The organism is Methylobacterium sp. WL19, from assembly GCF_008040005.1.
In the GTDB taxonomy this organism is placed as follows: Bacteria; Pseudomonadota; Alphaproteobacteria; order Rhizobiales; family Beijerinckiaceae; genus Methylobacterium; species Methylobacterium bullatum.
This window is the reverse complement of record NZ_VRVC01000027.1, coordinates 1-13,660: the sequence shown is the minus strand read 5'-3', so window position 1 is coordinate 13,660 and position 13,660 is coordinate 1. Positions and strand designations below refer to the sequence as shown.

The 13,660-nt window shown below is 68.5% G+C and carries 12 protein-coding genes; 6 read left to right on the top strand and 6 right to left on the bottom strand.

Going from position 1 to position 13,660, the window contains the following annotated elements; all coding sequences use genetic code 11:
* The first annotated feature begins 123 nt into the window (after window positions 1-123).
* From FV220_RS07725 to FV220_RS07710, 4 genes are all read left to right on the top strand, one after another.
* Window positions 124-1,536 (top strand): Wadjet anti-phage system protein JetA family protein, encoded by a 1,413-nt coding sequence (locus FV220_RS07725; RefSeq protein ID WP_147830534.1) that lies wholly within the window; start codon window positions 124-126, stop codon window positions 1,534-1,536.
* A gap of 151 nt (window positions 1,537-1,687) precedes the next feature.
* The gene (locus FV220_RS07720) at window positions 1,688-1,954 is read left to right on the top strand and encodes a hypothetical protein (RefSeq protein WP_018046029.1); all 267 of its coding nucleotides are present in this window, start codon (window positions 1,688-1,690) and stop codon (window positions 1,952-1,954) included.
* Between the two features lie 91 nt (window positions 1,955-2,045).
* Window positions 2,046-2,681, top strand: coding sequence for a DUF4194 domain-containing protein (locus FV220_RS07715; protein WP_147830532.1), 636 nt, complete (start codon window positions 2,046-2,048; stop codon window positions 2,679-2,681).
* Between the two features lie 211 nt (window positions 2,682-2,892).
* Complete coding sequence (locus FV220_RS07710) at window positions 2,893-6,348, top strand: SbcC/MukB-like Walker B domain-containing protein (RefSeq protein ID WP_147830530.1); 3,456 nt, start codon at window positions 2,893-2,895, stop codon at window positions 6,346-6,348.
* 45 nt (window positions 6,349-6,393) lie between these two features.
* Here FV220_RS07710 and FV220_RS07705 read toward each other — a convergent pair whose 3' ends face one another.
* From FV220_RS07705 to FV220_RS07680, 6 genes are all read right to left on the bottom strand, one after another.
* On the bottom strand, window positions 6,394-7,332 hold the full coding sequence (locus FV220_RS07705; RefSeq protein ID WP_147830528.1) for an ABC transporter ATP-binding protein: 939 nt from the start codon (window positions 7,330-7,332) through the stop codon (window positions 6,394-6,396).
* A gap of 25 nt (window positions 7,333-7,357) precedes the next feature.
* Window positions 7,358-7,621, bottom strand: coding sequence for a hypothetical protein (locus FV220_RS07700; protein ID WP_043765043.1), 264 nt, complete (start codon window positions 7,619-7,621; stop codon window positions 7,358-7,360).
* Between the two features lie 213 nt (window positions 7,622-7,834).
* Window positions 7,835-9,526 (bottom strand): SpoIIE family protein phosphatase, encoded by a 1,692-nt coding sequence (locus tag FV220_RS07695; protein ID WP_056143663.1) that lies wholly within the window; start codon window positions 9,524-9,526, stop codon window positions 7,835-7,837.
* Window positions 9,523-10,380 (bottom strand): GGDEF domain-containing protein, encoded by an 858-nt coding sequence (locus FV220_RS07690; protein ID WP_056143658.1) that lies wholly within the window; start codon window positions 10,378-10,380, stop codon window positions 9,523-9,525. Before FV220_RS07690 ends, FV220_RS07695 begins: the two co-directional genes overlap by 4 nt.
* 5 nt (window positions 10,381-10,385) lie before the next feature.
* Entirely contained in the window at window positions 10,386-10,781 is a 396-nt protein-coding gene (locus FV220_RS07685; RefSeq protein ID WP_056143656.1) for a DUF1987 domain-containing protein, read from the bottom strand.
* A gap of 13 nt (window positions 10,782-10,794) precedes the next feature.
* Entirely contained in the window at window positions 10,795-11,346 is a 552-nt protein-coding gene (locus tag FV220_RS07680) for a SiaB family protein kinase (protein WP_018046037.1), read from the bottom strand.
* 346 nt (window positions 11,347-11,692) lie between these two features.
* On the opposite strand from FV220_RS07680, the gene FV220_RS07675 reads away from it, so the two are divergent.
* Together FV220_RS07675 and msuE are read left to right on the top strand one after the other, a co-directional pair.
* The gene (locus FV220_RS07675) at window positions 11,693-12,766 is read left to right on the top strand and encodes an HD domain-containing phosphohydrolase (protein WP_308445004.1); all 1,074 of its coding nucleotides are present in this window, start codon (window positions 11,693-11,695) and stop codon (window positions 12,764-12,766) included.
* A gap of 319 nt (window positions 12,767-13,085) precedes the next feature.
* Window positions 13,086-13,660: FMN reductase (gene msuE / locus FV220_RS07670; protein ID WP_147830525.1), on the top strand; the 575-nt coding region annotated here is incomplete at its 3' end.

The following is a 13,660-nucleotide window of genomic DNA, read 5'->3' as shown; positions in this document are numbered from 1 at the left end:
TGGCCGGAACCTGGTTTTCAGACGGGCTGATGCTGCAAGGGTAGGGTGCGCTCGGCACACAGGCCGTTACGGCGGGTCGATTGACTCCGGCCTATTGCACTGGCTGTCCTCACCAGCGCCGCCATGCTGTTCACCCGCCTCCCCGACGATCTGTTCAAGCCGCTCGCCTCGCCGAGCCGGGCCTTCAACGCGGCGCTGCTGCTGCATCTGCATGCCAGGGTGTTCGCCGAGACCACCGAACCCCTGCGCAAGAGCGAGCTGCTGGCCTCCATCGGTGATTTCTCCGCCGACTGGTCCCAGGGCGAGATCGCCGACGACGAGGCCACGCCGGTCGATCCGGTGGAGCGACGCTCGGCGGTCTACCGGCGGCTTCTCGACGCCGGCTGGCTGGTGGAACGGCGCGAGCGCTACGTGCCGGTGGTCGATTTCGATCCGGATGCCCGCCTCGTTATCGAGGAACTCGCCCGTCTCGACCGAGGCGAGACCCGCTCCTATGGCGGTGCGGTGCTGGAGGTACTGGGTAGCCTGGAGAGCGCGGTGGCCAACCCGGCCGAACGTTCGGAGGCCCTGGTCAATGCGGCCAAGGCCTCGCGCGCCTTCCTCGGACATCTGCGCAGCCTCGCCGGCTCGATGCGCAAGATCGAGGAGCGGATCCTGCGCGAGGAAGACCAGGGCGTCGCGTTCCGCCTCTATTTCGAGGAGTTCGTCGCGCGCCATCTCGTCAGCGACTACCGTACCCTGCACACGCGCCTGAACCCGTTCCGCTTCCGCTCCGGCATCGTCCGCGAGGCGGGCCGCGCCCTGCGCGACGACCTCACCCTGCGGGCTCTCGCCGAAGCGGGGCTGCGCGAAGGGAGGGCACAGGACCTGTCCCTGGCCGAGCGGGCGGTACGGGCGGATCTCGCCGAAATCCTCTCGATCTTCGAGGGGCTCGACCGGCATCTCGACGCCGTGGCCGACATCGTGGCACGCCTGGAGCGCCGGATCGCGGCGGCCCTGCGCTACACCGACCATCGCGATTCCGACCGGATCGAGCGTACCGCCGCGGCGTTGCGGGCGGTGGGCGCCGCCGAATGGTCGGAGACCGGTCCCTTCGCCGAGGTCTCGCTCCTGCGTCCGCCCATCGGCGAGCCGCATCTCTACACCCCCCGCATGCGGCGCGCGGCGATCCTGTCCGAGCCGCTGCCGGAGATCCATCTCGACCCTGCCATCGAGGCCTTCATCCTGGCCAAGGACGCCTTCCGCCAGCGGGTGATGGTGACGCCGGAGCGCGTCATCGCCTTCGTCGAGCGCAAGCTCGGGGCGAGCCCCGCCGTCCGGGGTTCCGAGATCGTGGTGGCGGATGTGGACGAGTTCGTGGTGTTCCAGCGCCTGCGCGAGATCGACGTGCTGTTCGACGGCATCCTGACCACGCGCTACCGCCTCTCGCGGGTCGCGGGCCGCGTCTCCAACGGCTGGCTCGACTGCCCGGACTTCCTGGTGGAGCGCCGAAACCCGGCGTTCCGCCCGGCATCGGTTCGCCCACGCGGCGCCTGAGCGGGGACGAACTCCGCATCGGGTCACAATCGGTGACGATCTTGGACCGCCGCCTGATCACATTGATGTTTCCGGACTTGGCAGACGTTGGAAGGGGGATCATGCTTGCCGAAGGCCCGCCGAAGATGCGGGAATACCGGGAGATACGCCGATGACATCCGGGAAATGCTTGATCAAGTCCGCCTGGATCGCGGTCGAGGTGGGCAAGGAGAGATCCGAGCGCGTGCTCGTGGTCGAGACCTATATCGCCGTCAGTCCGCTGGAACGGAACTTCGACCCCTCCCGCTACGACCGGGTCGTGGCGGAGGTCCAGCGCGTGCTCGCCGAGAATCCGTCCATCGACCGCGCCTCGATCCTGAGCATGCACCGCGACACCCAATGCCTCTCGCTGTTCAAGGCGACCCAGCAGGCGGCATGAACGCCGGGCCTTTGTGAAAGGACCGCGATCCGGGTAACGAGGCGCCACGGCGGGACGGGTGTTCCGCCTCAACGCTTCATGGATTGTCGGGATGATCGAGGCCTTCCGCGCCATCGTCGACGGCGACGAGCCTCCGCCTCCGGGGACGCGCGCGCCCTCCGGGGAGGATCTGACGCGGGCGCTCCAGGTGCTGCTCAAGAGCCAATGCATCTATTCCGACACCCCCGGCATCGGGCGCTCCTACGAGCTTGCCCGGCACTACGCGCCCTTCTTCAAGAGCTACTTCGCCTGCCTCGGATACGGGGTCGAGGTTTCGCCCCGCGACCAGATGGTGTTCCTGCGCGTGCCCCCGGACGGTGTGCGCCACGACGGCCAGGCCGAACGCCTGCGCAAGGACGAGACCCTCGTCCTTCTCGCCCTGCGTCTCGCCTACGAGGAGGGGCTGCGCGCGCACCGCGTCACCACCGACGGCGTGGTCGAATGCACCACCGACGACATCGCCGAATCGATCCGCACCGCCGCCCGGAGCGAGGCGCCGGAGGAGGCGCGCCTCACCGAAATCCTCCGCCTCTTCGCCCGCAAGGGCGCCCTGCGCCTGGGGGAGCGCGACAAGGCCGAGAAGATCACGCCGCTGATGCTTCTACCGGGCATCGCCGTGCTCTCGCCCGATGCCTGGATGGAACAGGTCCGCGCCTGGGCCGCGGCGCGCCTCGACGACGACGGCTGAAAGCGGGTCACCGGGGCCGGCGAACGCGCCGATGTCGGCCTTCGGTCGGGATCGGGGCTGCTTAATAAAAGATTTCACATGAAAACATTCCGGTGCGCGGGGACGGACCGTCCCGCCCCTATAGGAGGTGACGCTGCGACCCGACTTGCATCGCGAGCCGACGGCGTCCATGCCGGGCGACCGACACGCCCCGCAGGGAGCCGCCCGACCGGTGTACCGCCTCACCGACATCGTCCTCTCCAACTGGTACCTGATCCGGCGCGAGCAGATCCGCATCCGGGGGGCGGCTGCCCTGGTGGGGCCGACGGGCGCCGGCAAATCGACGATCTTCGATGCCGTTGGAACGGTGCTGGCCGGCAACAATGCCAGCCGCCTCGCCCTCAACGCCTCCGCCTCGGGGCGCAGCGCCCGCACGGTCCGCGATTACTGCCTCGGCTGGATCAGCGACCCGGCCGAGGGCGGACGCCCGACCCGCGAGGCCTGCGAGACCCTGATCGTTCTGGTCTTCGAGAACGAGACCACCGGCCGCGTCGTCTCGGTGGGCCTCGCTTTGGCGGCCCGTGCCGAGGACAGCCGCGAGACCACGCTGTCGCGCTTCATCGCGGTCGGCCATCGCTTCGAGATCGCCGATTACGTCCGCGAGACCGCGGAGGGCAGCTTCGTCGCGCCCTGGCCGGAGATCGCCAAGAACATGCGCATCCAGGCCGACCGGTTCGAGGAATTCCGCTCGTCGGGCGAGCGCTTCACCGCCGAATTGCTGGCGCTGATGCGCGAGGGGGCGTCGAGTCCGGAGCCACGGCATTTCCTGCGCACCTTCTCCAACGCCGTGGCGTTCAAGCCGATCTTCGATTCCTCCGCCTTCGTGCGCTCCTTCGTGCTCGAACCGGAGCCCCTGGACGTCGCCCGCATCCGCCAGTCGGTGGAGAACTGGCGCCGCCTGCTGGAGACGATCGAGGAGTTGGAGCGCCGGCTCACGCATCTCGGGCGCATCCTGAAGCGCTACGAGACCTGGGCCGAGGCCAGCCTCTCGGCCACCCTCGACGATCTGCGCGCCGCTGGCGCCGATCTGCGCCGGCGCATCCTCGATTACGCGACCGCCCGCTCCAGGCTCGGCGAGGTAGCCGAGCGCCTGCGCATCGCCCGCGAGAGTGTGGCCACCAGCCAGGGGTTCGTGCGCGAGATCGACGGGGAAATCGCCGGCAAGAAGGCGATGCTCGCCGGGAGCCAGGGGGAGGGGCGGCTCGCCGCCTCCAATGCCGGCCTCGCCATGCTGGCGCGCGACAAGCGCGACCTCTCCGCCCGCGTCGCCGACCTCGTTGGGATGGTGCAGGAGGCGGGCAAGCTCAACACCCTGTTCTCCGAGATTCAGCGGATCGATCCCGACGCCGCCCGGATCGTGGCCGCGTGCTCGCGCTCCGGCCTGCGCCGTGAGGCGCCCCCGGAGGAATCCCTGCGCCTCGACGGCCCCCTCGGCGGGTTGATCGAGATGCTCGCGGCCCTGCCCGACATCGCCACCCCCCTCGACACCGCCGCCGAGGATATGGCCCTGCGCGCCCGGGCCCAGGAGAAGGAGGCGCAGGCCCTCTCGGCCGAGATCGGCACCGGGCGGACGGGCGGCGCCCGCCTCTCCTCCGACACGGCGGGCTTTCGCGACGAGCTGGCCCGGCTGGGGATCGAGGCCACGCCGATCTGCGAGCTCGCCGAGATCACCGATCCGAAATGGGGGCCGGCCCTGGAGGGCCTGCTCGGCGGCGCCCGCGAGGCCCTGGTGGTGGAGCCGGACAGGCTCAACGAAGCCTTCGCCCATCTCGAAGCCCGCAAGAGCCAGTTCTACCGCTGCCTGCTGGTCAAGACCACCGACACCGCGCGGCGCCGGGGCGGGCGCGACGACGAGGGGCCGATCTCGCTGATCGAGACCCGCGATCCTCACGCCCAGGCCTTCCTCGCCGCGCGTCTCGGGGGCTACGATCTCGCCCCGAACGACGCGGCCCTCGCCCATATGAGCCGCGCCGTGGCGCCGAGCGGCCGCTCCACCTCGGGCATGGCCTATTCCGTGGTGCGGCCGGTCCAATTGATGATGACGCGGGGCAGCCGCGGCCCCACGGCGGAGGGACGGCAGAACCTGGAGCGCGCGGTGGCCGAGGCGCGGCGCCTGCGCGGTGAGGCGGGCGTGCTGCGCGAGGCCGCCCGCATCGCCGCCATGCTGCGGGTCCGCCTCGCGGAAGCGAATCTCGACATCGTCTCCCTGCGCCAGGAGGCCGACGCCATGGAAGGGCGCCGGCGCAGCCTCACCACCGAGCGTGAGGCCGTGGAGAAGGCGGATACCGGCGCGCTGGAGGCCGAGATCAAGGAACTCGCCAAGGAGCGCTCGGCCTATCTCACGGAACTGGTTCAGGTTCTGGAGCCCAAGCGCGACGCGCTGCTCGGCGAGGAAGCGGGGCTGAAGGCGAAGGTCGCCACCGCGCGGGAGGCGATACGGGGCGCGCTCCAGGCGAGGCGCAGCGCCCATGCGCGCTGGATCGCCGGTGATTCCGTCCGCATCCGACTCGTCCGGCCGGCCGGGTTCGATCCGCTGGCGGTGGCGAAGGCCCGGGCCGACGCCGCAGGTCTCGAATCCAAGGAACTGGCGGCTTTGGCCAATGCGGCGCGCGGCGCCGCCCGCGAGGCGATGGAGACGGCGCGCACGCAAGGCCGTGCCGCCGAGCGCGATCTCGCCGAATATTGCGTGCAATGGCGGATCGAGAACCCGCTCGGCAACGGCGACGCCCCGGCCTCCTTCGGTTTCTCTTGGGTCGCCCGCGCCCATGACGAGGTGGCGGGCCACGAGTTGCGGCGCTATCGCGACCAGGCGGTGCGGGCAGAGGGCGAGATGCGCCGCCTCATGACTGAGGACCTGCTGACGCGCCTCGCCGACAAGTTCGAGCGGGTCCGCACCCGCCTCGACGCCCTGAACGAACGCCTCTCCACCCAGACCTTCACCGGCCAGACCTACGCGTTCGAGGCGACCGTCGACCGCCGCTACGCCGCCGTGCATGCCCTCGCCACAGAGGTGGCTCGCTCGGCCGACGCGGCGCAGGCGATTCTGCCGGGGGAAGGCGAGGAAGCGCCTTCGGGGCCGCTCGCCGCCGCCATCGAGGAGATCACCGCCCTGATCGCCGGGGACGAGAGCGCGGCGCGGCTCGCCGATTACCGCAACTATTTCGTCTACGAGATCGGCATGCGCGACAAGGCGGGCAACCGCACCACCATGTCGAACCGGGCCCTGCGCGGCTCGGGCGGCGAGGCGCAGGCGCCGTTCTACGTGGCCATCGCCGCCTCGCTCGCCTCGGCCTATTACCCCGGCGACCGGCCCGGCGACGAGAATCCCGGTCTGGGCCTCTGCCTCCTCGACGAGGCCTTCTCCAAACTCGACGTGCGCAACTCGCAGGCCCTGGTGGACCTCTATCAGGCCTGGGGGCTGCAACTCCTCATCGCCGCCCCGGAAGACAAGCGCACCACGCTCACCGAGGTGATGGACACCATCGTCACCGTCTATAAGAGCCCGGACCTGACCTCGGTGCGGATCGAAGCCGAGCATCCGCTGGAGACGGCCAAGCGCGCGCTGGCGGCCATCAACCCGGAGCGGCAGGGAATCGAGACGTTCCGGGTCTCCGACGCGGCGGAGTGAGGGGGGTATCCTCCCTCAATGCGCTCGGCCTTGACGAACGCGCGATCAGGTCCGCCGCGATGCGGCTTCCCGGATCGCGGTGAGAGTCAGAATGGCGGGGGCACCGTTCCCCGTCACCGCTAGGTGATCGGCGCCAGTGGAGAGAAGCAGCGCCAGGGCGTCCTTCAGCGATGTCTCGGCCGTGACGGACGGCGCATCCGCGGCCTCACCGGGAACCGCGACGACACCCGCTTGCGTCAGCGCGAGACGCCGCAGAGCACGGTCCTCGCCGACGAAGCTCTCCACGAAGGCGTCGGCGGGAGCGACCAGGAGGCGGTCTGGCGTGTCGGCCTGGACGATCCGGCCCTCGCGCATCAGCACGACGTGATCCCCCATCCGCATCGCCTCGTCGATATCGTGGGTGACGATGATGACGGTCTTATTGAGCCGGCGAAGTATCTCGCCGATCTCGCTTTGTAGCCGGCTACGCGCTACCGGATCCACGGCTCCGAAGGGTTCGTCCATGAGGAGGACGGCTGGGTCCGCCGCCAGAGCGCGGGCGACGCCGACACGCTGGCGCTGACCGCCGGAGAGTTCGTCCGGCCTCCGGTCGCGGTAGTCCCGCGGATCGAGGCCGACGAGGGCGAGCATCTCGTCCACGCGATCCGCGATCCGGGCGCGGGACCAGCCCGACAGCTTTGGCACGGTGGCGACGTTCTCGGCGACGGTCCGGTGGGGGAACAGGCCGATGCCCTGCAGGACATAGCCGATGCCGCGGCGCAGCCGCACCGGATCGACCCCCGCCACGTCGCGTCCGTCGAGGAGAATGCGCCCGGCATCCGGTTCCACGAGCCGGTTGACCATGCGCAGGGTGGTGGATTTGCCACAGCCGGAAGGGCCGATGAGGACGCAGGTCGTGCCTTCCGCGATGTCGAGGTCGATCCCATCGACGGCCGGTCGATCCGCGCCGGCAAAGCGACGGTAGACGCCCTCGAACCGGATCATCGACCGAGCCTCGCGGGCTCGGATCTCAGCAGCCGAGGCAGATCGAACCCATCGTTGTCCGCATCTTCCGGTCCCAGGCCTTGTCGCGGGCGGCGGAGACCTTCTGCGCCTTGAGCATGTCGCCTTCGGTCGAGGCCCGGTTGAAGGTGGAGGTCGGCGGCTTCGTCACACCCATGGCGGTGGTCATGCGCTTGGGGGCCGGCTGCTGCGCCGTGGTGGAGGGCTGCGCCTGGACGGGCATGGCGACAAGCAGGCCCAGACAGACGGACGCGGCAAGGAAGCGTGTCATGATCGATCTCGACTTTTCGAATGTGTAGAAACGCAGCAGAGGCAAACGAAGACCGCGCCCCGAATACCAGCTCTCTTCGTCCATCATGACGGCAAGGTTGAGGCGTTGCGATGCGATCTCTCGAATGGCAGGCGTGGATAGTGCCGAATTGTCGTGGGGCTTAGCGTGTGCCAGCGCACCGGGCGACGATCGTTTCGGTCACGGAGTGGTGGGTCACGTCTGTCGTTTAGGGCGGAACGCGACCAGGGTCATGTCGTCCCGGGGTGTCTCGGAGCCGCGATAGGCGGCGAGCTCGGTTTCCAGTGTCCCGATCTGCCGGCCGAGTTCCTCCCCGCGGGTGCGCAGGAGGATATCCGCGACACCGCGATACCCGAGCAATCGCCGCTGCGTACCGTGAATACCCATCTGGTCGGTGATGCCGTCGGTCATCAGGTAGAAGGTGTCGCCCGGCGCCACATCCAGGATGACGTTCCCGGTGCTGAAGCTCTCGCTCCCCTGGCGCGGATAACCGAGTCCCCGCTTGGCCCCCCTGATCCGGGTCACCCCCGCATCCGTGACGGTGGTGAGCGACAGGCCGGCGCCGGCGAAGGTCAGGCGCCGTGCCTCCGGGTCCCAGATGCACAGGCCGCAATCGAGCCCGTCATCGGAATCCGAACCGCGCCCGTCCTGGCGCAGCTGGGCGCGGACCATCTCGTCGAGGACCGTCAGGATCTCGGCCGGCGAGCGAAGGCCGCGCTCGTGCAGCACGCGGTCGAGGGCGGTGGCGACGATGAGCGTGATGAACGCGCCCGGTACGCCGTGGCCGGTGCAATCGGCCACGACGATGATGCTGACGTCACCGAGGCGTTCCAGCCAGAAATAGTCGCCGCCGACCTGATGCAGCGGCTCCCACAGCACGGCGACATCGAGTCCCGCACCGGCCAGCGCCATCCGGTCGGGCAGGACGGAGGTCTGGATGCGACGGGCGTAGCCGATGCTCTCCATGACCTGGTGGTTGGCGTCGGCGAGCTTGGCATGGGCGAGTTCGAGGTCGGCGAGGAGCTGCTTCGCCTCGTCGCCGGCGCGCAGGCCCTCCACCATGCGGTTGAAGGCCGAGGAGATCACGTCGATCTCGTTGCTGGCCCGTATGGCGCCGTCGAACGCCACCGTCGACCAGCGCTTGTGCTCGACCTCGCGCATGGCGAGCAGCAGGCGCTTCAGGGGGGCGAGGACGTGCTTGCGCACGTTGGCATGCAGGGTCAGCACGAAGGCCAGCATCAGCACCAGGCTCGCCCCGACCGCCAGGAGCGCCTGCTTCTCCGCATTGGCGCGCAGGGCTTCGGTGGAAAGTCCCAGCGTCAGGCTTCCCACGGGCTTCGCCTGGCCCGCCAGGGTGATGGCGGTGGAGGCCCGGATGAGCTCGATGCCGCGTCCCCCCGGCATCTCGCCGATGGACATCACCAGGCCGCCCTCCGCGTTCCAGGCACGGACGAAGCGGAACGCCGGATCGAGGGTCAGGGCCTGGACCTGGGTCGTGTAGACGTCCGGCCGCTCGCTCCAATCGGGTCGGGCGATGGCCTGGGCGGTGAGGGCGACGAGAAGGTTCGCCCGTTCGGTATAGAGCCTGAGACTGTCGTTGTAGTTCACCCAGGCGATGCCGACCTGCGTCGCCAGCACCACGATGGCGATCACCGGGTAGATCCGCAGGAACAGGGTGTGCGCCAGACTGTCGAGGTCGCGCCCGCGGGCCGAACCGCGCAGGGCGCCCGGGCGCATCGTACCGGGCGCGGATGTCGACACGTCGGTGAAACCGGCCAGTTCCAGGAAGTCGTCGCCGCGCAGGGGACCGCCTCCCCTCAAGGAGCGCTTGCGGGTGGGGGAGGCGACGGCGGGCGTTGCCCCCTCGGCCGCAGGATCGAACGTCATGGCGGCGGTCCGTCCGCGGACGGGCCGCGGGACGGGCGGACACAGCCCCGTCCGGCATGTTTGGCCGCATAGAGCGCAGCATCGGCCCGGCCCAGAGTCTGCTCGAAGGTCTCGGTTCCCTCGATGGCGGCGATGCCGATGCTGACGGAGAGCGCCAGCGGTCCTCCGGGCCACGCCACGCCGGTTTCCCCGACGAGGCGGCAGATGTCTTCGGCCACCGTGAGCCCGGCATCGGCCCCGATCTCGGTGAGCAGAATCGCGAATTCCTCGCCGCCCATGCGGCCGATCACGTCCACCTTGCGCAGGCGCCTCCGGCAGGTCTCGACGAAGCTGGCGAGGGCCGCGTCTCCGGCGGCGTGGCCGAACTCGTCGTTGAGGCGCTTGAACCGGTCGAGATCCGCCATGAGGAGGCAGGCGGGAACCCGGTCGCGCTCGTATCGCAGCCATTCACGCTGGCTGATCTCCATGAAACGGCGACGGCTCACCGCGCCGGTGAGGTCGTCGGTATCGGCCAGATGCCTCAGCTTCGCTTCGAGCCGGGTCCGATGCTCGATCTCGCCGGACAGCGCCTCGTTGAGGGCCTGTAGGTCGCGTTGCTGCTCGGCGAGGCGGTGATTCGCCTTCTGCAGGTCGAGCTGCATCCGGTCGCTCATCCTCACGAGGCGGCGCTGCTCGCGATAACTGCGCCGGTAGGCTTCGGCGAGTTGCTGGACGCCGCCCGCGACCTGCGCGAGCCCCGCCAGCATCCCATCGGTCTTCCCCAGGACCGCTTCCTCGGTATCGTACAGACTGAACGCGTCGCCGACGACGGGGGGATGGTCGGTTGGCGGAACGACCCCGGGCTTGGCCTTCATCCGTGTCAGTTCCCCGCCTGCGAGGTCTCGACGAGATCGAAACGTGCATGGGAAAAGTCGGAGGCGAAATCCTCCCCGGCCTCGGCGATGGTCTCGTCGCCCTCGGCGTAGAGCCAGCGGATGGTGACGCCACGGCCTTCGCCGGCTGCGGCCTCGAGGGGCATGAACAGGTTCATCAGTCCCTTGGCGCTGGAACTGTTGAAATAGACGAGGGCGACCTCGAACACGATCGGTTCCGGACCCGACAGGGCGAGGTAGGACCGCAGGGACTGGAGCAGGGGGCCGAAGAAGGCCGCGGCATCCTCCGGATACGATTCGCCGCTCAGCCTGAAACGGCCGGCTCCGAAGTCGAAATCCACCTCGGGGGATCGGGCGGTCGCCGGAATTTGAATGCGGTCCATCGCCGGGGCGCCGTCAGATATAGGCTTTGAGGCAGAACAGACTGCGCTCGTCGCCGAGATCGTGAAAATCGAACTCGACGGGAGCACTCGACCGGCGAGCGATCTCGATCAGGCCGATGCTCCCTCCGAGGCTGCCCTCGTCGGGGGGCTGGCGCAGTTTCTCGCGGTAGAAACGCTTGAGTTCTTCGCTGGACATGCCGGCAATGTGGTCCAATCGCTCATGCAGAACGGCGGCATCGGCCTTGGGAACCTCGTTGCCGCACACGACGAAGAAGCGCGCGTTCTCGACGCCGACCACGATCATCCCCGCACTGATCATGCCGCAGGACGCCTTGTCCCCGGGGAGCTTGTCGGCCGAGTAACGAATGATGTTCTGGGCCTGCTCGACGAAGATCGAGAACACCCGCTTGGCGATGGTCGCGTCCGTCTCACCCTGGATCATCCGAAGCTTCAGGACTTCGCCGAGGGAAAACAGCACGTTCTCCGAGATGTCGCCGCCGAACGACAGGATGATACCGTTACGCTTCGATGTCTCGAAGAAGGATTTGAAGTCCCGCGCGAGCACAGCATCCTCCTCCCGATGGCGGAAGGTGCCGCACGGTGAGCGCCCACCTTCACTGCCCGACAGCACTAACCCAAAGGCCTCTACAGAGAGTTACCGCCTCGCAATCTGGCGGAGTGCGAGCAAATTCCATTCCATCCGGTTAACCAGGACGACAGGATTGGACGACCCCGCGCCATGGTTCCGACAGGAGAACTATCTCGGTCCAAGGTGTCGATGATAGATCGGACGGCATCGGGTTCGTTCTGCGAAAAGAAACAATTTATAGGGATTTGTTTCTGTAAAACTCGCGAGCGCGCCTGTGTTTGGGCACGAACCCAGACCTTGCCGGTCTGAAGCGGATCGGATCGTGACACAAGACAAGTCCGTCCTCATCGTATCGGATCGACCGGACCGGGTGAGACTGCTGGCGCGCGCCATCACCACCATCATGCCCTGCCGCAGCGTTCTCGGGGACCAGTCGGCTCCCGCCATCCTGCCCGTCGTCGCCGTCATCGATCTGGATCCCCGTGACGGCGTAGCGGCGGCCTGGGTGGTCCGTCTCCTGGCGATGCGCGTGCCCTGCCTCGTTCTCACGAATGCGCCCGCCCACATCCCGGACAGGGCGAATCCGGCCCTGCGCGTCACGGCGGCCGATACCCCGCGCCCGACCATTCTCTCCCTCCTGTTCAGCCTCATCGATGCCGGCGAGAAGCTGCGCACGCGTCACGCCGGCGAGACCGCCGCATTGGAAGGCAGGGCGCACCGCGCCTGCTCCGTGGTGGCGGACCTGTTCCATGCGGCGCAAGCCGATCGGCCGATCTCCTCGGAGGAGGCCGATGCGGGAACCGACGTCATTCTGGAGGCCGTTTCCGAGGGTGGCATCCGCGCGTGGCTCGAGGTGATCGGACGCTACGACGAGCTCCTCTACCAGCACTCCCTCAGCGTCGCCGGCTTTGCCGCGGCCTTCGGCTTCCACCTCAAGATTCCCCGGGCCGACCGGAAGCGCCTCGCGAAAGCCGCGTTGCTGCACGATATCGGCAAATCGAAGATTCCTCTGGCCATCCTCAACAAGCCCGGTGCGCTGACCTCGGCCGAGATGGCGACCATGCGCACCCATGCCGCCGCCGGTGCCGACATGCTCGCCAGGCAGGAGGGGTTCGATGCCGCCATGCTCGACGTGGTCCGGCATCATCACGAGATGCTCGACGGCAGCGGCTACCCGGCCGGCCTCACCGGCGATGCGATTCCGGATCTCGTCCGCCTCGTGACGATCTGCGACATCCACTCGGCCCTCACCGAGCGGCGGGCCTATCGCAATCCGCTCCCGCATGCCGAGGCCCATGCGATCATGCTCGGCATGACGGGCAAGCTCGACATGCCGCTCCTGCGGGCCTTCCAGCCCATCGTCCTGCAATCGAGCCATGGCGACGCATTGGTCTAGCGCCTCGCGGCGTTCGGTTTACCGAACCCTGTCCGGTTCAGGTGGAGCGTTCTTCCAGGGCGGACCCGTCGATGGGCCGTGATTCTGCATGAAATTGCCAAGTCGAAAGTTTCATCTCCTACGGGGACATCTTGCCGAAGACCGATCTCCCATGCCTCGTTCTTTTAAAAGCACGTTTCGTTGACCCGGATCGCCGCTGCCATCACATTTCGGTAACGATGCCGAGGGGCATTCCATGACCGGACGGCCCGCCATGACTGGACGGCGCGTTCGGATCAAAGTCCCCGGCGCATTCCCGTACCCGATCGGTAGGCGCTCGATGTCCCTTCAAGGCAGCTCTTTCTCAGGCCCGCTTCCGCGCATCGTCGGCTTCAGCGCCAACCTGCAGCGTCCCTCGAAGACGCGTGCGCTGGTCGAAGCCGTGGCCGAGGCGACCGGCGCGCGGCTGCGCGCCGACATCCGCCTGTTCGACGTGGTCGATGCCGGGACCGGCCTCGGCGCGGCCTGGTCGCGCGACCAGCTCTCGCTGCCCGCTCGGCGCATCCTGGAGGCGATCGAGAACGCGGACGCGCTCATCGTCGGAACGCCGGTCTACAAGGGCGCCTATACCGGCCTGTTCAAGCACCTGTTCGACTTCGTCGATCCGGCGGCCCTGGCGGGCAAGCCCGTCGTGCTCTCGGCCACCGGCGGGGGCGCGCGGCACGCCCTCGTCGTCGAGCATTCCCTGCGGCCCCTCTTCGGCTTCTTCAGCGCGCAGACCGTCCCGACCTCGGTCTATGGCAGCGACGCGGACTTCTCCGACGGCGTCCTCGTCGACGAGGGCGTGCGGGGCCGCGTTTCCGATGCTGCGGCCCAGCTCGCCGCGCTGCTCGGCGCACGGGCGAAGCCCTCGGC